A 23469-nucleotide genomic window follows, 5' to 3' on the forward strand; every position below is an offset into this window, starting at 1 on the left:
CATGCGGCGCGGCGCCGGCCCGCGCAAGCCGCCGTGCGCGTTCCGGCCACCTCAGCTCCGTCATGACCGCCTCGCTCCCTACCCGGCTGCCGCCACTCCTGCGCCACGCGCTCCGTCCGCTGCTCGATCCGTACCGTCGCTACCGGCACGCGAAGCTGATCCATGCGGCGCGCGTCGCGCTCGCGATTCTCGTGTCGATCGGCCTGTCCACCGGCCTGCGCGTGCCGCACGGAGAGTGGTCGACGATCACCGTGCTGATCGTCGTCGGCGGGCTGCAGCATCACGGCAACATCCGCAAGAAGGCGGCCGAGCGCGCGCTCGGCACGTCGATCGGCGCGCTCGCGGGGCTCGGGCTGATCCTGCTGTATTCCGCCGCGCACGCACCGATCGCGATCTACCTGCTGATGGCGCTCGCGTGCGGCATCTGCGCGTATCACGCGATCGGCAAGGCCGGCTATATCGCGCTGCTGTCGGCGATCACGATGGTGATCGTCGCCGGGCACGGCGACAACGAGATCGTCGACGGCCTGTGGCGCGCGGTGAACGTGCTGATCGGCATCGCAATCGCGCTGGCGTTCTCGTTCGCGCTGCCGCTCTATGCAACCTACTCGTGGCGCTACAAGCTCGCCGACGCGCTGCGCGCGTGCGCGGCCGTGCATGCGCGGCTCGCCGGCGACCGCCACGTGAGCGACGACGCCCACCTGAAGGAAATGGCCGCGCTGAGCGCGCTGCTCGTGCAGCTGCGTTCGCTGATGCCGTCGGTGTCGAAGGAATGCGAGACGTCGATGACGCAGCTCGAGGCGATCCAGCGCAGCCTGCGCCTGTGCATCGGTTATCTGGAGATCCTGTCGAGCGCGGTGCCGGCCCGCGACGACGTGGCGGCCCGCGAATACATGCGCGTCGAGATGAAGGCCGTGAACCGGCGCATCCGCGACACGCTGGTCGGCGCGAGCCGCGCGCTCAAGTTCGGCAAGCCGAGCCGGCTCGCGCCGCGCCGCCGGCCGGCCGCCCCGCCGCACGACGCACCGCCGCCGCAGTTGTCCGGCTACGTGTCGATCACGGCGAAGCTGGCCGGCGAAGTCGATCAGTTGCGCGAGAAGCTGCTCGATACTGCACAGTCGTGGAATATCTGAGGTTCGCGGGATTCCGCGCTTCACCCGCCTGCCTTTCATATTCCTTTCGGATTGGCGGACCGCTATCCTGACGGCGACGAGTACGCCGTTCGACCGATCCGACCCCGGAAGCACCGCCCGCGACGGCGCACGTCCGAGCCCGTTTCGGCCGCCGATCGGCGCCGATTCGCGCCGCGTTCTCCGCCTGGTTAACCGCCCGCCGGGCCCGCCGCGACAGGCCGGACGACGTATCCGCGCGAAAATCAGCCCTTGCCCCAACTTCCCGGACAGCCGATACTCGCATATTCCGCGAAATACGATCCCACCGGACCCAATCCACGGTAATTCCTATGAGCACGATTCTCGAAAGCCTCCCGACCGGCCAGAAGGTCGGTATCGCCTTCTCCGGCGGCCTGGACACCAGCGCCGCGCTGCACTGGATGAAACTGAAGGGCGCCGTCCCGTACGCATACACGGCGAACCTCGGCCAGCCCGACGAAGACGATTACGACGCGATCCCGAAGCGTGCGATCGAATACGGCGCAGCCGGCGCCCGCCTGATCGACTGCCGCGCGCAGCTCGTCGCCGAAGGCATCGCGGCGCTGCAAAGCGGCGCGTTCCACATCACGACGGCCGGCGTCACGTACTTCAACACGACGCCGATCGGCCGCGCCGTGACGGGCACGATGCTCGTCGCCGCGATGAAGGAAGACGGCGTCAACATCTGGGGCGACGGCAGCACGTACAAGGGCAACGACATCGAGCGCTTCTACCGCTACGGCCTGCTCGTGAACCCGGACCTGAAGATCTACAAGCCGTGGCTCGACCAGACGTTCATCGACGAGCTCGGCGGCCGCGCCGAAATGTCCGAATTCATGAACCAGGCGGGCTTCGCGTACAAGATGTCGGCCGAGAAGGCCTATTCGACCGATTCGAACCTGCTCGGCGCGACGCACGAGGCGAAGGATCTCGAAAGCCTCGAAAGCGGCATCAAGATCGTGAACCCGATCATGGGCGTCGCGTTCTGGCGCGACGACGTGAAGATCGCCGCCGAGGAAGTGACGGTGCGCTTCGAAGCCGGCCAGCCGGTCGCGCTGAACGGCGTCGAGTTCGAGGATCCGGTCGAGCTGCTGCTGGAAGCGAACCGCATCGGCGGCCGCCATGGCCTCGGCATGAGCGACCAGATCGAGAACCGCATCATCGAGGCGAAGAGCCGCGGCATCTATGAAGCCCCGGGCCTCGCGCTGCTGTACATCGCGTACGAGCGTCTCGTCACCGGCATCCACAACGAAGACACGATCGAGCAGTACCGCGAGAACGGCCGCCGTCTCGGCCGCCTGCTGTACCAGGGCCGCTGGTTCGACCCGCAGGCGATCATGCTGCGCGAAACGGCCCAGCGCTGGGTCGCGCGCGCGATTACCGGCGAAGTGAAGATCGAACTGCGCCGCGGCAACGACTACTCGATCCTGAGCACGAAGTCGCCGAACCTCACGTACCAGCCGGAACGCCTGTCGATGGAAAAGGTGGCATCGACGTTCTCGCCGCGCGACCGGATCGGCCAGTTGACGATGCGCAACCTCGATATCACCGATACGCGCGACAAGCTGCGCGTTTATACGCAGGTCGGTTTGCTCACGCCGGGTGAATCGTCGGCGTTGCCGCAGATCAAGGGCGATAGCGGCGAGTAAGCCGGTCGCTTTCGCGAGCGGCCGGGCGGCGTAAAAACCGCCCGGCCGCGTGCAGTACTCCCCTCCCGGCTTTCTTCAAGCACTGCAGGATTCGGAACGCGTATCACGACGATCCTGCAGTCGCATCAGGATCATTTCGATGCCGTGGCCGTCCCGGTCGCAGTCGCAGTCGTCGCAGTCGTAGCCGCCGGCGTCCGTGCCAGATCCTGACCGATCATTTCCGCGACCGACTTCTCGCACGACTTGATCCCTTCCACCGACTTGTCGAAATTCTTCTCGAGATCGCTGAAGCTGCCGTACGTGTAAGCGAAATCGCTGTCGATGTGGACGCTGTTCGCCTTGATGTCGTAGCCGCACGCGAACGTCTTGTAATAGAGGTCCCTGCTTCGTCCTGGCGTCGAGAATGCGCGCCCGGATGACCACCCATGGGATGTAATCGGGCTGGTTGGGCGGCGAGATATAGCCGAACGACGTGAACCACACGTTCATGATGGCATCCGCGTCGGTCTGGATCGCGGAGTAGTCGTCCGACTTGCCGTCATCCGCGAGCTTCGCTTTCTGGCCGTCCAGCTTCACGACCTGATACCCGTTGCCGGTGAGGCGGCCCGTTACGCCGTCCACGATGTCCGGTGCGAATACGATCTTGCTGGTGGCCACGCGATCCGTGTAGGTACTCGTATGGCTCGCGTTGACGGCGGTTTGCGCCAGTGCGCCGATCAGACCGAACCCGCCCGCCGCGCCGCCGAGATTGACGACCGCGACACGCTTCGGCTCGTTGACTTCGAGGATGGCGATCGAATGCAGCTTCTGACGGGCTTCGGGTTTCATGTCGGTGTTCGGCAACGTGACGCAGCCGGACAGCAGCGTCACGAGCAGGCCGCAACCGAACAGGGTAGCTTTGGATGAGTTCTTCATCGAGCGAATTGGCTTTCGTTGTTGACGGAACGTTTTCGTCGGGCCGTCGCACGCGGCGTGTGAAAACGCCGCGTGCCAGCAGGCCGTGCGTTTATTGCTTGATCACCTGGCCGTAGGCGACAAAGCTGTAATCGGCCGCGCGCAGCACGTACAGGATCGAACGCTGGAAGCCGTTGGTCCCCTTGATCGGCACGAACATGATCGCTGCGCTGCCCGACAGCGGAACGCCGGCCGGGAGCCTGCAGCCCGTCGATGCCGAGGCTGCCAGCGTCATGTCGTACATGTTTTGGTTCGAGGCGGGCGTGGCGAGCGTCAGCGTGCCGCTCATGTTGCAGCCGCTCAGCGTGCCGGTCACCGTGCCGCCCGATGCGATCGCGAAGGACGCGTTCGTGGTCGCCCAGGTGCCCACCACGCTGTCCTGCATGACGCTGAGTGCGTTCGCTGCGTTGTAGGTCCACGTGAAATTCGATGCCGTACCTCCTCGGCTGATCGTGCCGGACAACGTCTGCTTCGCGCTGTACGCACCGGAGCCGGAGTCGATTTTGGTGATCAACCCGCCCGCGCCGAAGTTGACGCCCGAACCGAGCGACCACGTCGCGCCGTTGACCGTCAGGCTCGCGAAATCCTCGGACATCACGAACGATCCCAGCAGATTGAGCGTGGTCAGGTCGTTGTGTGGATCGACCAGGGCGATGGTCGAGTAACCCAGGTTGTCGGATTCCGTCCAGATCCCGATCGGGCCGCTCGCCGTTGCGGCAGTCGAACCGGCTTGCGGATTCGTCAGGCTGGGCAGTGCCTCGCCGACCGTCACCGGCTGCGACGAGGCGACCGGCGCGCTCGCCGGCTGTGCCGCGAGCGGCGTGGATGCGACGACCGGTGTGCTGGCTGCGTTGTTGGTGCCGCCGGTGTTTGCGGGCGTGCCGCTGCTTGCGGTCGACGAGCCGTCGCCGCCGCCGCAACCCGCGACGACGAATACCGAGATCGCGGCTGCCGCCAGCAAACAAAGAGACTGCTTGTTCAATTCAACCCTCGATTTTTGATGCGTTTTTTAGTGGTCAAGATTCGAATCTGTTCGCATTGCGTCGATTAATAAATCACTTCGTATTCTGGGTTTATGTGCCCTCCTTGGACGAAATTGAATAGGTGTCGCGATATTCCGGCTACGACAGGTTGAAGCTCGCGGGCGGATGGGTCGCCGATCGGCGCAACCGACAGGTGTGCGGCCGTGAGAGACGATGCCCGCGACGGCCGATAAGGCAATACCGCAGCAGTTCTGCGGCGGCAAGGCTGAGGATGACGACACACCGCCCCGGGTTCGCCCGTGCGTCTCATCGAATCGATACGCTCCCGTTTTCGTTGTGTACAAGGCTTCGTCGGCCGTGCGCCCCTCGTTGTTTAGTCGTGTGGTTATGCGGCTTTCGTCACACATTTTTGTGATACAGAGGAAAGTAGCGGCAAGATCGCGGCGTTCTTTAGGTTTTTTGAGTAATTTTTCTAGTCTGGCTGACGAGGCGATTCATGCATATACATTTCTGAGAGATACACAACACGGGTTCACCAGCGACTCGTCACGGTCCACAGTTCGCGTTATCGCGGAGAATTATGACTGCCGCGCCGGTTCACGCTTCCATACCGGCGTTTGTTCCGCATTGCGCCGGTCGTCGTCACGTTGAACAACAGATACATGTTGTTAGATACGCCAGCAACACATAGAGCAACCGACAAGCGGCAGTTCTCCGCAATCGCCTCGGCTCGCTCCATCTTCCCTAGCCCGGGACAAAGCCTGGCCGCGTTACATTCGGCATGTCATCGTATGCCTTCAGGATGGTTTGCAACGGCGTCAGCGACGACTCCCGGTTCCAGTAGACGATCTTGAGCCACGTCGTGCCGCGTATGAACTGTCCGGCACCGAACCATTTCGACTCGAGGTTCGCCTTCAGCATACGCCGACCTGCTTCGAACAACGCGTTGCGCGTGTAAGCGTTAGCGCTAGCGATCTCAGGACGGCAGCCATAAAGACACAGGGCGTAAGCGTACTCTCGCGGCTTGAGCGTTTTCGAAAGACTGGGTGGCGTGTCGTTAACCCAATGCTCATACATCTGGATACCGTTTTCGAAGCCCTCCATACCGTCCGGCGTAGCATCGTCGCCTGTCTGATAAGCGAAGGCCATATAATCATCGAGGCCATCGCGAACGATCTCGTTCATTGGCCACGGGCGCGTTTCATTCCGCCATGCGGCCTCTTCGAAGATGCGTGCGTTTTCCCACTCGGCGCTGTCCCAGCCGGTATCCATCCAGTCAGCGATCGCCTTCGCCCAATGCAACGTAACTCGATGAAGATTTCTGTTTATCCCAAAATCTTCATCCAATGCAATTGCCTTTTCAATCCAACCGAGGGAGCGAGATATTACTGGGGAGCTCTCCTGTGTCAATCCCACAAGCCACGCCCGAACCACATCAGAAATGTTATGCGCAGCAATATTTCCCATCGGTTGCCCGTCCATATAAGCAGTGCGAATAACCCGGGGAAGTGTCCCCTCAATCATTACCTCTCTTGTGCGAACTGGATCAAAGAGCATACGTGCCTCAACATGGTTTTGCATTGCAGAATCGAATATGAACAGAGTTCTTCAGCCCCCCGGACCCTACGGTATTCGTAGTAAAGTTCCCCAAATTAAGGTTTTGAATCGCATTATCCTTTACCGTTTGCGAAAGAGCCGAACTATCAATCGCATCGATCGCTTGTTGAATCGCATTGTTCAAGCGCGTCGATCCTGGGGTGAATGTCGGCGACGAAGAAAGTAGGCCGGTTGCAGTTGCATACTTGCTGTCCCACAACGTCACCTGCCCAGTTGCTTGGCTAACCGAGATGATGTCGTTGCCGTTTGTTCCAATCGCATCGCCCCAGCGCACCACCGTCTCGTTCGGCAGGCCAGCCACAGTGTTCGCCAGATTAATCTCGCCCTGATATCCCGTCCAGTGTGACCAGATCTGGTTCTCCGACGGCCCCTTCAACATGTTCGGCGAGTAGTCCCAGCCAGCGACCGGCGCAGGCAGATTCGGGTTAAGTTCGATGCCGTTGAAAACACGGCCGCCGCTAGCTGCAGCCGTCGACACTGCCTCCGCTCCAGCACCAAACAGCTTTCCGAAGCCCTTGACAATTACACTCGTAAGCGCAGCGACGCCGGGGATATCGATGGGAGCGATCTGGAGTCCGTCAGCCACGCTGGCAGCAAGCTGACCGTCAAACGAGGCGGCATAAAGCGTTTGATACGGGTTGCCGATCCCCTTGAAGGCCGGCGCATTCGGATCCCATGCGTAAGCCGTGCCGTTGACAAACTGGACGTTATTTCCACCCGCAAGTGCGGCCGTGACAGCAGCCTTACAGGCTGGCGTTCCCGAGCCGCCCGCGCACGCACTGGCCAGTGCAGCATCACGTTGTTGCGAGCGAGCCAGCAACGCGTTCTTAACCTTGCACGCGTCCGAGCTCCCAGCGTTGCAGGCTACGACAGCCTTGTCGAGCTGTTGCTGCTCGGACAATTCCATCGGACTGGCCGGCTTATGGCTCAGCCAATTGTTCAGCGTTTCATTCTGCGCCGCCGTCACCGCGCCCTGCACGTCGAATCCAAGAGCGCCCGCAATGCTCCCCGTTACCAGCGTCCCAATGGCAGCCAGTACAGGTGCCGGAACATTGCCGTTTGCATCAATGGTCGAATTAAGCGCAGCGCTCGTGGCCCCGCCAATCGCACCACTCGCGCAGCCCGTACCGCCAGCCGCACTCATAGCACATCCGAGTGCCGCATGCGCCGTCACGTATCCGACCTTGCCCAGACCACCTTCGCCGAAAGCATTGCCAAGATTCAATTGGCCGACAGTGCTCGCCGCAATCGCAGCCAGATCGCTAACGACGCTTCCTTTCAATGCGCTCCCAAAACTGCCCCCATACGCGACCGTATCGACGGTAGCCGATACCAACCCACGGCCGACAATTTCAAACGCTCCCTGAAGCAGCTGCTGCGCGGTGATCGTATTCGCTGCGATGTTGTTTCCGATCGTCTGCATCGGCAACGCATTGAGCTCAAGCCCTTCGGTCAACCCCTGCGTCACATAAGCAACCGCTCCGGCCTTGAGAACTTGCCCCAGGCTGAACCCTTGATCGCTGAACGCCTGGTTCATCGCGGTCGACACCATGGCCGCCACGACTGGCATACCCATCACGGACAACGCGACAGCAGCAGCCATCGAAAGAAGCTGCTCCGGACCGAATCCACCCTGCTTTACAAACTCCGAATGCAGATGGTCCGCTACCGTCTCTTGCGTGAAGTCGCCGCCAAGTTGCCGTTGCAGCGATGCAAGCATCGCCTGCGTCGAAGCCGCGTCAACGGTCCCATCGGCGTTCAGCTTCTGCAGCGCCCCACCGATCTGGTTCAGCGCCTGAACATTCAACTCCATGTTCGCCGCGCTCATGAACCCGCCCGGCTGCACAACCGTGCCGGTCGTGTTCAGATACCCGCCGTCGACCTTCTGCCAGATCTCCCCGACGTTGACCTGATTCGCCTGATTGGTGAGCGTGTGCGTATCGACGCTCAGCGTCCCCGACGCCGTGATGCTCCCCGTATTGAGAATGCTGCCGTTGCCGTCCTGATTGAACTTCAGCGTGACGTCGCGTCCGGAGATATTGCCGCCCGCCGACATCGCCTGCGTGTCCTGCGGCAGATACACCTGCGGCATCAACGCGGTGATCGTCGGACACGACGCCGTACCCGTCGCGTGGCACGTCGGGTCCGGCACCGTCTGCTCCACGTACCACAGCATCGGCCGATCGAGCGCGTTGATCTGCTCCTGCGTCAGCGCAGCGCCGAGTTGAAGGTCATGTGCTTTCGAGTAGTCGATCGCGTTCTGGTACAGGTACTCCTTTTCCTGCGTCGTCACCGACACGTTGTTCTTGTTGTCGTACGTCAGACCGTCGACAAAGCTCGACTTCCCGGTCTGCTTCAGCGCAGCCTGCTGCAACAGCAGGTCCTCTTCCTGCGGGTTGTAGTAGAACAGCGTCGACGACGGCTGAAGGCTCTGCGGCAGGTTGTTCAGCAGGTCCTGCGGCCCGCGCGAGCCGAGCGAGGAGCCGCCGAGCGACCCGTCGACGTACGACGCCTTGCCGGCGACAGGCGTCGGCAGCGTGCCCGTACCAATCGCGCGCGGCACCGACAAATTCAGCCCCGGCAAGTCCACCGGGCTCAGCGAAATGACTTGCGACGGCGCGTTCACGCGCGGCGTATAGGTATTCGCCGTCGTGATGCCGTTGATCAGCTTCTGGCCCGTAAGCGACACGTACGTACCGAGCACGTTGCCGACGTTCTGGATTTGTCCGTTCGAGGAAATCGACAGATTCGGCGCCTGAATCGTCGCCGCGATGTTGCCGACGGGCGTCGGCGGATCGATCGTGCCACCGGTGCTCGTATACGCGCTGCCGTACAACGCCTTGCACTGCTCAGGCGTGCCGCACGCCCAGATATCGTGACGCTTGTCGCTGCTGAACATGCCCGTTTCCTGCACCCAATGCGAGTGCCAGTAGGCGTTCAGCACCTGCGCCTCGTTGACCACGGGGCCTGCAACGGCGATCGTCGCGTTGTTGCCGGCGGCGATCAGGCTGCCGATGTTCGTCAGGCTGCCTGCGTTGATCTGCAGGTTGTTGCCCGCGCTGATCACCGACGAGCTGCCCGACTGCTTGTCGACGTAGCCTTCGCAGTAGCTTTCCTTGTAGCCGCCGGCAGTCATGCAGCCGGAGTATTGCTCCTGCTTGCCGTAGTTCTCATGTACGGGAACAGGCGGCGGCAAATTGTTCGTGATCGCGCCCGACACGTTGAGCTTGATGTCGTTGCCCGCGACGATGTTGCCTGACGTGTTGTTCAGGCTCTGTGCGGGCGTGGTCGAGCTCGCGGTCGTGCCGACACCGCCGATGACGATGTCGTGACCCGCGAGCAGGTTGCCGTACGTGTTGTTGATCTGGCCGGCTGCGATGACGAGGTCATGACCGGCGTAGATCGTCGCGTCGTTCTGGTTGTAGCCGAACGTCGTCGTGGTCGGATTGTTGCCGCGAGGTTGGCCTGCGTTGCCGCATGCGGAATTCGGCACGCCCGACGCGCAGCCGACCTGGCTCGAGTAGTTTTGCTGGTTGCCGCCCTGGTTGGTCAGGGTGCCGGACGCAATGGCGACATTGTTGCCTGCGTACAGCAAGCCTGCGTTATCCAGATTTCCGCCACCCACTGACAAGTCGTGTCCAGCCGCGATCATGCCCGTCGGCGTAGACGAACTCAGGGTGCCGGTTGACGTCGGCGCGGTGCTGTTGACCGCGATCGTGAACGTCGTTACCGGCAAGCTATCCGCCGGGCTGCCCGAGTCCTTTACGAAGATCGGGCCAAAACCGCCGTACGTCCAGCCGGGCAACAGATTCAGCGAGGTCGATTTCGACAGCGCGTCGTTAAGCTGCGTGAGAAACGTCGTGTACTGCGCTTGATCGACTTGCCGCACCGTCTGATTGACGAGCGTAGGCGCGACTGCACTGTTGTCCAGCGATTGGATGTTCAGTCTGATATCGCCCTGCGCGGCGATCTGCCCGCCGCGGTTCGACAGCGACGATGCCGAGAGCGAGATCGAATTCCCTGCGGAAATGACCCCCGAAGTACCAGCCTGTTGACTTGTTACCGTTTCGTGAACAGTCGGCAGCGTGAATGTCTGCGTAATCGACGAAGGCGCCGTCGCACCCGTTTCGATCGCCCATTTCGGAAGATAGACATCGGTAGCGTTCCCCGCTCCCAAGTACGCATCATACTGGCCAAACGTGATCGCTCCCGATCCGGCCGCAGGCTGCGTACCGACGATAAAGCAACGATCCAGCCCCGCGCACTGTCGGCTGGCGGAGTCCGTCGACAACCCGGAAGGGGAAAGAAGGTCCCCGAGCGTTGCATTGACAGTACGCGGGCTGGGCGTGTAGTTCGATCCGCTGTCGCCCGGCCCCGGAATGCGGGACAGCCGCCACTCGGTCTTTGTGCCCACGGCGGCCGACCACAGCAACGTGGGATCGACAACGTCCCGCGTCGTCGTCGTCGCCGCGCCCGGCGCCGTCTGATCATTCACGACCGCGCCAGCGGAAATATCGACATTCCGCTGCGCAAAGATCGACCCACCTGTGTTCTGCAGCGTCCCGCCCAGACGGAACACCGCATCTCCCTTCGACTGCGTCGTCGCCCCCTGGTTGTCGTAATTCCCGCCATTCACTGTCAGCAGGCTACCCGCCTCGACGGTGCCGCGATTCATCGTGTTGCCGTTCAACGCCAATACATCGTCCGCATGCACCACCGCTCCAGCAGAGTTGTTCAGCATGCCGTTGAACGTCACGTCCGACCCGGTGACCTGCCCGTGATTCTCGAAACTGCCGCCGGCCGTCAGCGTCAGCGGCGCAGTGCCCGTGATCGTGCCGTCGTTCGTGATCCCGTTCAGCCCCGTCAGCGAAACGCTCTGCCCGCCGTAATTCCACGTGCCGCCGACGTTCACGTACCCGGCCGTGATCGACAGATTGCCACCCTGGCTGATCGTCCCCTGCGACGGATCGAACGCCATGTTGACCGCGCTGATCCCCATGTTCCGTTGCGCGAGCAACTGTCCGCCCGCGTTGTAGAACGCGCCGTTCCCGCCATTGATCGTCAGCGACACGTCGCCGGTCGCACCGGTCGCGGCCTGCGGGTTGCCGGCAAAGACGATCCCGTTCTGGTTGTTCAGCGTACCGGTATTGACGTTGAGCGCGTTCACGGCCATCAGCGAGCCGCCGACGTTCGTCAGCGCGCCCCCGACGGTGACGTTGGTCGTCGTCCCGTTCACCAGCCCGGCGTTCGCAAAACTCGATGCATTGATCGTCGTCGTGCCGATCGACGCGAGCGACGCACCGGCCGCATTCGTGAGGTTCGGTGCAGACACATCGAGCGATCCGGCCAGCACGTTCGCGGCGTTATACAGCCCGTTCTGCGAAGTCAGCGTCGCGTTGCCGACGACGTTCACTGCCTTGCCGCCCGCCAGCGTGAGCTGGTTCGATGCCTGCGCGGTGAGCGCGCCGCCGACCGTCGCATTGCCGAGCGTCACGTTCGAGCCGTTCACCTGCAGGTTCTGCGATGCGACGAGCGAAGCATTGCCGGCATCGACCGTCCCCTGCGCGGAAACGGTCACGTTCTTCGACCCGACTGCCGAACCGCTCAGCGTGACGTTGCCGCCCGACACACCGAGTTGCCCCGCAACGATGCTGTTGCCGCTCAACGTGACGGTCTGCCCCGCATGCAACGTCGTATCGCCGTTCGACGACACGCCCGCGACCGACACGTTGCCGTTGATGCCGTTGACGTTGACAGTTCCCATCGATGCAGCACCGCCCGAGAGCGACACGTTGTTCGCAGCCTGAACCGTGACGTTGCCGCCCGACTGCAACAGCCCGCCGAACGTCACGCTGCCGGCATTCGACTTAGCCGATACGTCGCCGACCGCGGTGGTCGCACCGAACGACATGTCGCCGCCGGACACCGCCGTAAACTTCCCGGCCCCCTGAATCGCGCCGAGCGCAATGCCGCCGCCAGCATTGACGGCGATGTCCTTGCCGTACGTCAGCGCCGCGCCGCCGGCAATCGCACCGCCCGCGTTGATGCTCGCGGCCCCGAGGCCGAACAGCGCGCCGCCGAGCGTCATCGCGCCGCCCGACGTCAGTGCCGTGTCGCCGTTCACGAGCCCGCCGGAAAGCAGCGCCAGTCCACCGCCAGCATTTGCCCGGAAATTCCCGGTCGACACGACCGCCCCGCCGACGCCGAGATTGCCCGTCGTCGCGGTCAGCGCCGCATCGCCGTTCGAATTGATCGCGCCCGCGACACCGAGATCGCGTCCCGCGGTCACGCTCAGCGCGCCACCGCTCGACGCCGCACCGATGCCCGCGTCGCGCGCGGCCGTGATCGTCGTCGCGATGCCCGATGCCACCGCGCCGTTCACCATCACGTCGCCGGCGCCGTTGCGGCCCTGTGCCTGCAAACCGATTGCACCGCCCGCCTGCACCGAGCCGGCCGACAGATCGTTACCGGCGATCATCGCGAGATCGCCGTTGGTCCCGACGCTGCCCGCGACCGCGATACTGCCGCCCGCATTGACGGTCGCCTGCTGGGCGAACGCGATTGAGCCAGCGCTCACCGAGCCGCCGGCCGTCAACGTGCCGCTTTGCTGCGCGCCGATACCGCCAGTCAGCGTCATGTCGTGACCGGCGTTCAGCAATGCATTCCCGCCCGCGACGGCTTGTCCGGTGACCGCAATGTCCTGCACGGCACTGACGTTGAGGTTGCCCTGTGTCGTCAGGCTTGCCGCCGTCGCATTGCCGCTCAATGCGGTTATGCCGAGATTCCCCGCCGAATTGACCGCCGAAAGCGCGACACCGTGCGCCGCATTGATCGTCGCCGTGCCGCCGGTGTTGATTGCGCCCGCAACGGATACGTCATGTGCGGCTTGCAGCTGCATCGCTCCGAACGCGGTTGCCGCCCCGCCGATCGTCACGTCGCCGCCACCCGCACCGCCCTTCGCCGTTACGTCGAGATTGCCGCTGACGGCCTGAACCGTGCCGAGCCCCGCATGGTTCCCGCCCGTTACGTTGACGCTCGCGCCTTGCAGCGCGCCGGTCAGCGCCACGTCGTGCGCCGCGTCGAGGGCCGCCGCCTGCGCGAATGCCGCCGACCCCGCACCGCCGATGTCGCGCCCCGCGCTCAGCGCGCCGTCAAGTTGTCCCGCGAGTGCCCCGGTCAACGCGATATCGCGGCCGGCCTGCACGCGGGTCTGCTTCGCCACCGCGATCTGGCCGCCGAGCTGCGTATCGAGCCCGGACATGCTGTTGAACGCGCCCGCGGTCGTCGCGGAGCCGGTCAGCAGCACGCTGCCGTTCGTCGCGGTCGTGTTCAGATCTCCCCTCGACTCCACGCCGCCACTGACCGACACGTTGCGTTGCGCAGTCAATGCCAGCGCATCGCCGCTGCCGAGCGTGCCGCTGATCGACACGTCGCGCGCGCCCGTAATGCTCGCCGCGCCCTGCGCCGATGCCGCGCCGGTGATGCCCGCATCGCCTTCGCCGGCATTGCCGTTCGCGGTCAGCGTCAGCGTGGTGGACGACGACGCGTCGTGCAGCGATGCATTGTTCCCTCCGATCACCGTGATCGCAGCCGCCTGCATGCCGCCCGTCAGCGCGACGTCACGCTGCGCCGTATAGTTTGCGGTCGCAGCAAACGCCTGCTTGCCGCCGCCGTTGATGTCGCGGCCGGCCGTCACCGTGCCGTTCGCCTGTCCGACCATCGTGCCGTTCAGCGTGGCATCGCGGCCGGCCGTCAGCATCGCATCGCCGATCGCGCTGGTGCTCGCGCCCAGCGACAGGTCGAGGCCGGTCGCGATATCGAGCCTGGCGCCGCTGTTGATGCCGCCGGTTGCGTTGAGGCTGCCTTGCCGGGCAGCGAGCACTGTGTCGCCGACCGACTCGATCGCGCCGCCCACTGCGATGTTCCGCTGCGCGTTGACGCCGACCGTCGAACCGCTCGCGACCTTGCCGCCGATCGCAACGTCGTTCTGCGCGAACGCCGTGATCGCGCCCGCGGCGGCGACCGAACCGTCGATGCGCAGATCGCCTGCGCCCGTTGCGGTGTTCGTACCGTTCGCGCGCAGCGCGATCGTGCCGGTCGACTCGACGTTGTTCACGGCCGCATTGCCGGCCGCCGTCACGCTGACCGACTGCCCCTGGATCAGCCCTCGCTGCGCGACGTCGCGCCCGGCTTCGAGCGTCGCCTGCTGGCGGAACGTCAACGTGCCTGCACCGACGATGTCGCGCGCCGCATTGACGACGCCTTGTCCCTGTCCGGCCAGCGATCCGCTTACGTTGACGTCGCGTCCTGCCGCGAGCGTCGTGTCGCGCGACACGGTCGTGTTGCCGCCGAGGTTGATGTCACTGCCTGCCTGCGCGTCGAACGCGCCATTGCTCGCGATCGCACCGGTCGATCCGACACTGCCGCCCGTCGCCAGCAGCGACGTGTTGCCGGCCGACTGCAACGAACCGCTGATGTCGATATTGCGCGCGGCGGCGAGCACGACGTCCGCGCCGCCCGTCACCGCACCGGTCACGCTCAGGTCGTTCGCCGCGCCGAGCGCGAGCGTCGTTGCAGCCTGCACGTCGTGCAGCGTGGCCGATCCGCCGGCCGTCGTCCGCACGTTGCCGCCGCGCAGCGAACCGGTGAGATTCGTATCGCCGCCGGACCCGAGGTTCGCCGCGAGCCCGAACGCAACGGCGGCCGCACCGCCTATCGCGCCGCCGGCGTTCAGCGTGCCGTTGCCCTGCGCGACGACGGAGCCGTTCATCGTCAGGTCGCGTCCCGCGTTCACGGTCAGGTCGCCGAGCGACGACGTCGAATGCGTGCCCAGATCCACGGACTGCGCGGCGTTCACCGACAGATTGCCGCCCGACTGGATATTGCCGGTGCTCGTCAGTGAGCCGGCCGCATTCGTCAGCGCGACGTCGCCGTTCGACTGGACCGTCCCGCCGATCGACGTATTGCGGCCGCCACCGATGACCAGGCCGCTTGCCGTGCGCAACGTGCCATTGACGATCACGTCGCGCGCCGCGTCGATCGTCCCGCTCGTCAGCGAATTCACGTCGCCGCCGATCGAAACGTCGCCCGTGCGCGTCGCGAGCCGAAGCCCCGCGTTGGCCTGCACGTCGTTCAGCGCGATCGAACCGGCTGCCGTCATCGAGACGGCGCGCCCCTGGAACGCACCGGTCACGCCGATATCGCGCCCCGCGCTCAGCGTCGTGTCCTGCACGAAGCCGCTGGTGCCGCCAGCGACGATGTCGCGCGCGGCCGTGAGCGTCGCGACACCCTGCCCGGCCAACGCACCGCCGATCACGAGATCCCGGCCAGCCGTTGCGGTCACATCGCCCGTTACGGTCGTCGCGCCGGTCAGCGCGACGTCCTGCGCGCCCTGCGCCGTCAGCGCGCCCGCGCCGTTCAACGTGCCGGCCGACGTGACGCTGCCGCTCGCCGCCGTCATCGCGAGATCGCCGACGGCCTGCACGGTGCCGCTGCCGTTGACGATCACGTTGCGCTGCGCGGCAAGCGCGACCTGCGCGCCGCCTGCGAGCGTGCCGTTCACGACGACGTCGCGCGCCGCGTGCACGTCGGCCGCGCCGAGCGCCGCCGCGTTGCCGTTGAACGCGACGTCGCCGCCGCCGGCGCTGCCGTTTGCCGTCACGCCGAATGCGCCGCCCGACTGGACCGCCGCAAGGCTCGCGCTGTTGCCGGCGTCGACTTGCAGGCCATTGGCGAGCAGCTTGCCGGTCAGCGCAACGTCATGCGCGGCATTCAACGCGCCGTTCTGGCCGAACGCGATCGAACCGCTTCCCGTGATGTCGTTGCGTGCGCTCAGTGTCCCGTTGCGCTGGACGATCACGACACCCGATGCGTCGACGTTGCGCCCCGCGTCGACACGCGCGTCGGTCCCGACCATCAGCGAGCCGCCGACCGACGCATCGCGCGCGACATCGGCCGCGAACGTCGTTCCGCTCGCGAGCGAACCGCTCACGCTCAGGTCGCGCCCCGCGTGCACGCCGACCGCGTTCTGCGCGGTCGCCTGCGATGCGACGAGGGTGTCCTGTCCGGACGTCAGCGCCAGATTGCCGCCGCTCTTCACTGCCGCATGGGCGGCGACATTGCCCTGCGTGGCCGTCAACGCCAGATCGCCCGACGTCTGCAGCGCCGCGTTGACCGTCGCATCGCGTTGCGCGGTGACTTGTAGCGTGCCGCTGTTCGTCTGCCCGTTCACGTTGACGTCGCGGGCCGCCTGCACGGTGGTTGCGCCGGTTACGACCGACGTGCCGTTCAGGTTCACGTCGCCCGTGCCGTTCGTGCCGCGCGCGACAACCGACAACGCACCGCCGCCCTGTACGTCGCCGAGCGCCACATTCGTGCCGCCTGCGATCGTCATGTCGCCGCTCGATTGCGCGTTCGCGACGTTCACGTTACCGCCGGCCGAAACGGCAAGCTTGCCGCCCGACTGGATCGTGCCGGTCGACGTCACGTCGCCGTTCGCATCGATCGCATAGCCGCCGACCCCGATGTGTGCGCCGGTCATCGACACATTGCCGGTGCTATGAACCGTCGCCTGCCGCTGCGCGGCCGAACCGGCAACCGACACGTCGCCGTTCGCCGACAGCAGCAGGTCGCCCGCATTCGCGGCAAGCTGCGCGTCGGCACGCACGCCCATCCCTGCCGCGGTGCCGATCACCTGGATCTGGCCGGCCGTCATCGCGCCGAATGCGGTCGCGTCGATCGCGAGCGAACGGTTCGCGCCGCCGTTCGCGGCATTGATCGCCGCGGCGGAATTGTCCGAGCCGTTCGATGCCGTACCGTACGTGGTGCCGTATGCGTCCACGACGGACGGCGTCACGAACTGTCGTCCAGCGATCGCGTTGATGCGCGTGCCCGCATAGAGCGGGGCATTGATGCCGATCGTCTCGCCGATCAGGTCGATCGTGCCGACGGTCCCCTCGATTCCCGCGCCCGGCCCGTTGACGCCGGCATTGCCCTCGATTTGCAGGTGACCGCCGGTCACGTTGTAGCCGAGCGCCTTCGCGTTCGCGAAGTCGGTCGCGCTGCCGCCGACGCCACTGAGGAACTGCGGCGCGCCGGTCGACAACGTCACGCCGATCGTGTTGGTAAAGCCAGTGCCGCGCGTCGTGATCCCGTTCGGGTTCGCGATCACGACGGCCGCGGGTGCGCCGAACACTTCGAGCGGGCCGTTCAGCAAGCTCGCGTACGCATTGCCCGTCGACGTGACCTGGTTGACGATCACGCTCGCCGTGCGGCCGTTCAGGTTCGGGTTGGCCTGCACGTTGCCGCCCGTCAGCGACGTGCCCGACATCAGGCTGTTGTTCAGAATCAGCCCGACCGGATCGATATTGAATTGCTGATACTGATTCAGAGAAATGCCGGCCGCGTTCGGCGCGGTGATATTGACGATCGGCACGCCGCCGCCGGCGCCGGTCGACTGCGTGATGGCGGGCTGAAACGAGATCGGCGCCGTCGGATCGGTAATCGGCGCGGCAGCCGCAAGCTGCATCGAGAATCGCACGCGCAGCGACGCGAAATCGAGCAGCCGCTGCCATGCGTCGTCGTCGACACGGCGATTGCCCGCGCCGAGCACGCCGGCCGCATCGCGGCACTGCTCGACGGTGACCGTAATCGGGCCGATGAACATCGTCAGCGCAACGAGCGCGCTGGTCGCGCGCTGCCACCAGCGGTACGAACCCGCGACCTGTGCAACCGCGAGGAAACGCGGCGCACATGCCGCCGATCGCGCACGCGCACCGATTCGCGCCGCACCGGCGGCGGCAAGCTGCTGCAAGGTCTTACGCTTGGACGTGTTCATCTTCTGTTGTTCGCTTCGTTTTATGACTTGCGCCGTGCGCCATCGGCCGGCCGACCGTGGCGCCGCGCGATGCCGGGATTTCCCCGCCCGGCATCGCATGCGTGTTCGCCGGGCCGTTGCCCGACGCTGCTACCTGCTACCTGCTACCTGCTACTTGCTGCCTACTGCTGAATCCGCGCGTTGCGAATCAGGTCCGCGACCATCTGCGCGGTCGCCTTCTCCATCGCGACCTGCTCGAGTTGCTGTCGCAGCGTGTCCTTCGCCTGATCGAACGTCGGCACCTGCGTCGGCCGCTTGTCGTCGGCACGCAGGATCCAGTACGCGTCACCGACCTGCACAGGCTCGCGCGTCAGACCGCCCTGCGGCAGCTTCACGAGCGCTTCGGCGAGCGGCTGCGGCCAGTTTTGCGTATGACCCGCTTCGATCGGCGTCTTGAACGAGATCCAGTTGAGCGCGCCGCCCTGCGCTGCGGCAGGCCCCTTGCTGAACTGCTGCGCGAGCTGGCCGAAGTCCTCGCCCTTCTTGAGTCGCGCAATGATCTGTTTCGCGGTGTCGGCGTCGTTGACCGCGATCACGCTCGGCTTGTATTCGTTTTCGCCGAGTGTCGCGACGACCGCGTCGTAGCGCGCCCTGACGTCCGCTTCCGCGACGGGTGCCGGCTTGACCTGATCGCGCAGGTACGCCTGCGTCATCGCCAGCGCCTTCGCCTGCTCGACCGCGGCAACGACCTGCGGTTTCGTGTCGTAATGCTGCTTCAGCGCCGCCTGGCGAAACAGCTCGCGCGCAATCAGCTGATTCTTCAGCGCCGCGCGCAGCGCGGGCGTATCGGGCGCCTTCGACATGCGCACGGCTTCGTCGATTTGCGCCTGCGCGATCGGCACGCCGTTCACGCTCGCGACCGCGCCGGCGGGCATTGCGGCGGCCGCGTCGACGGGTTTCTTCTCCGCCTTGTTCAGTGCGTACGCTTGCTGTGCCGCAGCGCCGCAAAGCGCCGCAGTGGCGAGCGCGATGCCGATCTTGCGAACAAGGGCGGAAAGGTTCGATTGCATCGCGACCGTGCGGCCGCTCGACAGGCGATTCATGAGGTTCTCCATCAGTCTGACCAGTTGAGTGTTGCCAGCAGCACGGTAGCCTTCTTGCCGAGCGCCGCCGGTTGCGCGAGCGCTTGCCCGACCAGCACTTCGGCCGACACCGTCCCGCTTTTCAGGCGCCATTGCGCGCGCGCGCCGACACCCGTTCCGACGAGCGTCGGCCAGCCGCCCTGCGCGTTCAGGTGCGTCTTGCCGCCGTCGAGAAACACGTACGGCTCGATGCGTGCGTCATGCCACGCGGGCACGTTCTGCCACGCACATTCGTTGCGCGCGAACACGCCGCTGTCGCCCGCGATCCCGCCCTCGGTAAACCCGCGGACCGAGCTCATGCCGCCGAGAAAGATCTGCTCGTTGCCGAACAGCGCGACGCGGCTGTACTGCGCGCGCAGCGTGCCGCGATAGGCCCACGCGGATCCCGCGAGATTGCCGAGCGCAAACTGCAGCGTGCCGGTCGCGTCAAGCTTCGTGAACTGGCTGTGCGCATCGTCGATGCCGATGTCCGATGCGTCGTGGCTGGCCGCAAGCCAGGGCAAGCCCTGCGATACGCCGACATCCCAGGTCGCGGCCGCGCCCTGGTCGCGCATGACGAACCGGGACAACCCGTTCAGCGCGACGCGCAGCACCGTCAGGTTCTGCGGCGACAGCGGGATGCCGTTGACGTCGCGCTCCGTGCGCAGCTTGTTGAGCGTCACGTCGACGCTCAGGCGCCCGCGCGGCGAGCGCACGAGCACGTCGTTCCAGCCGAGCATCTGGCTGAACGTGCGCCCCGCGAGCAGCGCGACGTCGCCGATCGTCTGCTGGTACTCGGACATCGACGCCGTATAGCTGAAGGTCTGATACCCGTACGGCACCGCCGCGGAAAACACGAGCGCGTTCGTGTCCGTCGTCCCGACGTAGCTGAACGACAGCGACTCCTGCAACCCGATCACGTTGTCGGCTTCGATGCCGGCCCGATAGCGCGTCGTGCCGGTCTGCGAGCTGCCGTAGTTGTCGATGCCGAAGTCGTAATGCAGACGATCGCCGTAGCGGTTCGAAATCGCGACGATCGAATCGCCCGGCGCTTCGCCCGGCAGGATCCGGATTTCCGCCTGATTGCGCCGCAGCCGGTTGATCTGGTCGACACCCTGTTCGAGATCGGGCAGGCGCAGCAGGTCGCCCGGCGCGCTCGCAAACGCCCATGCCGTGCCGGCTTCGGTCAGCAGGCCGCCGCCACGCACCTCGTACCACTTCTCGTCCGGATCGCGCGGCCGCAGCGGCTTGCCGTTCAGCGTCAACGCAGCCACGTGGCCCGGGACGAGGTTGATCTTCAGAGCGCCGGATGCGAGGTTCTGCGGCCCGAGGTATGCACGCGTCGTGATATAGCCGCGCGCAATGAACGCTTCGGTCAGCCGGCGCAGCAGCAGGTTGATCCGGTTGCGCCCGAGTTGCCTGCCGATGAACGGCGCCGCGATACGGTCCAGTTCGGGCTGCCCGAGGATCGTGTCGCCGGCGAATTCGATCCGCTCGATCAGGAACGTCGGCGCGACGTCCGGCAGCGTGTCGACGTCGGCGCCCGGCGGCAGGTCGGGCATCGCCGGCTGCTCGGGCAACGCGATCTGCGCGGGCGGCTGCGCGATCTCGTCGCGGCGCTGCCGGTCGCGCTGCTCCTGGAGCAGACGCTGCGCGGGGTCCTGTTCCGCACGCGGCACCGCGAAGCCGGGCGGCAGCGCGCCAAGGCCCGGCACCGGGCCGGCCGGCGGCACGCCCGCGAGCTGCGCGTGCGCGCCAGGCGACGCCGCGCCGATCGTCAGCGCAAACGTTGCGGCAATGCGGTGCGGCACGCGCAACATCACAGACCGAACCACGACACGAGGCCCATGTGATTGCCGTTGCCGATCGTCACGAGATCGCGATGCGGCGGCCGAATCGTCACCATGCCGCCTGCCGCCAGCACGCCTTCGGGCGCGCTGTACGCGCCGCCGTCGATGTCGGCCTCGCCGGTCAGACGCACCTTGCCGGTTCCGCCCGTGAAGAGGCCGCCGGAATCGGCGGCATAGATGGCCGCCCAGCGATTACCGAACCATGCCTTCAGGTCGTGGTTGCGGTTGACGACCGTGTAACCGGGTACGCCCTGCGCAAGGGTTTTCGGTGCATCGAGCGTCAATGCGCCGAGCGCCAGCACCGTTCCACCGGTGTTCGTGATCTGCGTACCGGCTTTCAGCAGGATGTCGGCATTGGCTTCGATCACGCCGCCGAACGCCTGCACGCTCGACGACGCGCTCGCGCGGCAGAACACGAAGCACGCGCGCCGGTACGATGCCTGTCCCGTGAAGATCGCTTGAGCCAGGATGCGGTCGCGCGCGGCGATGTCGATGGCGCCGCCGTTCGACAGGATCGATCCGCCGATATTCGTCACGTTCGCGGCGCGCACGGTCACGTTCCCCGCGTCGGCCGTGATGTAGGCGAGTTTCGATGCGTCGGCCAGTGCCCCGTAGTCGACGCTGAAGCCGTCGCTGCGATGCCGGAAGAACAGGAAGCGGCTGCCCTGTTCGGAGAATCCGACCACCGCGCCGTTCTGCACGCCGGTGCTGTGGTCGACGATGTTCTGCAGGTCGCCGCCCGCGTCGATGCTGACGTTCCGGTTCGACAGGATCCGCGCATTCTGATTGACGATATCGGCGCCTGCGGTCAGCGACACGTCGCCCTTCACGCCGAACAGGATGCCGATCCGCGTCTGCGGCGTCGATTGGTTCAGAATGCGGCCGGCCGCGCTCAGCGTCACCGCGCCCGCCGAATCGGCATCCGCGTCGATCGCGGCCTGCCCCTGCACGAGCGAGCCGACATTCACGATGTCCGCCGTGCTCTTGAGCACCACGCCGCTTTGCGACGAGGCGACGGTCGAGCCTGCCATCGCATCGTCGGGGTTCAGTGCGATCCCCGCGCCGTTCAGCTTCACGCTGCCGGACGCCATCAGGCTGCTGCCGGTCAGCGCGATCGCATCGGCCGCGGACAGGCTTGCGTGGCCGCCGTTCGCCTTTATTTCGGTGTCGGTCAGCGTAATGCCGCCCTGCACGGCAACGTCGAGATCGCGCGCGACGTCGATCTTCGCGTGCGACATCTCGACGTTGCCGTTTGAAGTCAGCGTGAAGTCACCGAGCGACGCGTTCATCGCGCCGGCACTGCGCACGCCCGGTCCGCGATCCGTGACGATCAGTTGCACGCGCCCACTTGTCACGCTGCCCGCAGCGGTGATGTCGATCGCATAGGACGATCCGGTTTCCGGGTTCGTCGTCGCAGTGCGCGCGAGCCAGTCGTTGGCGTTGTCGGTCGGCGACAGCCCCGTGTTCAGCTCGACCCGGCTGCGGCCGGCCAGCAGGCGCACGCCGGCCGTCGCCGACGAAAACGTGTTGTCGATCGCGCCGTCCACGATGATGTTCTTCGCGATCAGATCCAGCCCGATCAGCGCGCCGGCCAGGCCGCCCGGACCGACGACGATCGTGCCGGTCGACGTATCGAGCACGACGTTGCGCTGAATCACGCCGGGCGCGATCTGCAGATCGTTGAAGGTCACGTTGCCGGTGGACAGCGCGACGTGCCCCGTATTGACGAACGAGCCGCCGTTGACAGTGATGCCGTTCGGATTGGCCAGCACGACGTTCGCACGCGGCCCCGCCACGGCGATCTCGCCTTCGATCAGGCTCCGGTTCGTGCTCGTCACCTGGTTGACGATCGTGCGCGCGTTGATGCCGACGTTGTTCAGCGTGGCGCCGGCGGCCGTCACGTTGAACGACGAATACGTGTTGCTCGATACGCCGGCGACCGCCGGTGCAAGATTGACGAGCTGCCGGCCGTTCGGCGCAATCGACACGCTCGTGGGCGTGCCGCCGTCCGGGACGATCCCCGCGGCGGCGGCGCAATGCGGCAGCAGTCCTGCCGCGGCAAGGCAAAGACACAGCACGCGCCGGCCCCCGATGCCTGCGCGCCCCATCGAATCGGTGCATCCCATTCTGATCCTGCGCACGGCTTCGCCGGCCGTGCGCCCTCGGTTGTCTGGTCGTGTGGTTGTACTGCTTTAGTAATACTTTTGTGAGCTACCGAGGAAGGGTAACGGCGACGCCGCGATTTTCTTTAGGGCGCTTTATCGAATAATTTCTCCAATCGCTTCGCCGCCGACATTACAAATATATTTCACGCCGAGGCACAATGCAG

8 protein-coding genes and 1 pseudogene are annotated in these 23469 nt (G+C 65.4%); 2 read left to right on the top strand and 7 right to left on the bottom strand.

Features of this window, described 5'->3' with window-relative positions:
• The first annotated feature begins 62 nt into the window (after positions 1-62).
• Both AC3WLY_RS00720 and argG read left to right on the top strand, forming a co-directional pair.
• Positions 63-1133: an FUSC family protein gene (locus AC3WLY_RS00720; protein ID WP_492332633.1), complete on the top strand. Its 1071-nt coding sequence runs from the start codon at positions 63-65 to the stop codon at positions 1131-1133.
• A gap of 329 nt (positions 1134-1462) precedes the next feature.
• Positions 1463-2800: an argininosuccinate synthase gene (gene argG, locus AC3WLY_RS00725; protein ID WP_492308416.1), complete on the top strand. Its 1338-nt coding sequence runs from the start codon at positions 1463-1465 to the stop codon at positions 2798-2800.
• A 131-nt stretch (positions 2801-2931) separates the two neighbouring features.
• Here the strand turns inward: argG and AC3WLY_RS00730 are convergent.
• From AC3WLY_RS00730 to AC3WLY_RS00760, 7 genes and pseudogenes are all read right to left on the bottom strand, one after another.
• A pseudogene (locus AC3WLY_RS00730) lies at positions 2932-3715 on the bottom strand (hypothetical protein).
• Between the two features lie 91 nt (positions 3716-3806).
• Positions 3807-4736 (bottom strand): hypothetical protein, encoded by a 930-nt coding sequence (locus tag AC3WLY_RS00735; protein WP_310131451.1) that lies wholly within the window; start codon positions 4734-4736, stop codon positions 3807-3809.
• Between the two features lie 745 nt (positions 4737-5481).
• Positions 5482-6318, bottom strand: coding sequence for a hypothetical protein (locus tag AC3WLY_RS00740; protein WP_310131448.1), 837 nt, complete (start codon positions 6316-6318; stop codon positions 5482-5484).
• On the bottom strand, positions 6302-18190 hold the full coding sequence (locus AC3WLY_RS00745; protein ID WP_492308415.1) for a two-partner secretion domain-containing protein: 11889 nt from the start codon (positions 18188-18190) through the stop codon (positions 6302-6304). The genes AC3WLY_RS00740 and AC3WLY_RS00745 overlap by 17 nt, the downstream gene beginning before the upstream one ends.
• Before the next feature lie 161 nt (positions 18191-18351).
• A complete protein-coding gene (locus tag AC3WLY_RS00750; protein WP_492308414.1) occupies positions 18352-19272 on the bottom strand; it encodes a peptidylprolyl isomerase in 921 nt (306 codons plus the stop codon).
• Positions 19273-19283: 11 nt separating this feature from the next.
• Positions 19284-21110 carry a ShlB/FhaC/HecB family hemolysin secretion/activation protein gene (locus tag AC3WLY_RS00755; RefSeq protein ID WP_492308413.1) on the bottom strand — a complete coding sequence of 609 codons (1827 nt, stop codon included), beginning with the start codon at positions 21108-21110 and terminating at the stop codon, positions 19284-19286.
• The gene (locus AC3WLY_RS00760; protein ID WP_492308412.1) at positions 21110-23266 is read right to left on the bottom strand and encodes a two-partner secretion domain-containing protein; all 2157 of its coding nucleotides are present in this window, start codon (positions 23264-23266) and stop codon (positions 21110-21112) included. Before AC3WLY_RS00760 ends, AC3WLY_RS00755 begins: the two co-directional genes overlap by 1 nt.
• Between the last annotated feature and the right edge of the window lie 203 nt (positions 23267-23469).

This window comes from Burkholderia sp. FW306-1C-G01B, assembly GCF_058781685.1.

Excerpts from the sequence above, each read along its gene's own strand:
- AC3WLY_RS00755 (WP_492308413.1), bottom strand. The coding sequence starts at position 21,110 with ATGTTGCGCGTGCCGCACCGCATTGCCGCAACGTTTGCGCTGACGATC.
- AC3WLY_RS00740 (WP_310131448.1), bottom strand. The coding sequence starts at position 6,318 with ATGCAAAACCATGTTGAGGCACGTATGCTCTTTGATCCAGTTCGCACA.
- AC3WLY_RS00745 (WP_492308415.1), bottom strand. The coding sequence starts at position 18,190 with ATGAACACGTCCAAGCGTAAGACCTTGCAGCAGCTTGCCGCCGCCGGT.
- AC3WLY_RS00760 (WP_492308412.1), bottom strand. The coding sequence starts at position 23,266 with ATGGGATGCACCGATTCGATGGGGCGCGCAGGCATCGGGGGCCGGCGC.
- AC3WLY_RS00720 (WP_492332633.1), top strand. The coding sequence starts at position 63 with ATGACCGCCTCGCTCCCTACCCGGCTGCCGCCACTCCTGCGCCACGCG.
- argG (WP_492308416.1), top strand. The coding sequence starts at position 1,463 with ATGAGCACGATTCTCGAAAGCCTCCCGACCGGCCAGAAGGTCGGTATC.
- AC3WLY_RS00750 (WP_492308414.1), bottom strand. The coding sequence starts at position 19,272 with ATGAATCGCCTGTCGAGCGGCCGCACGGTCGCGATGCAATCGAACCTT.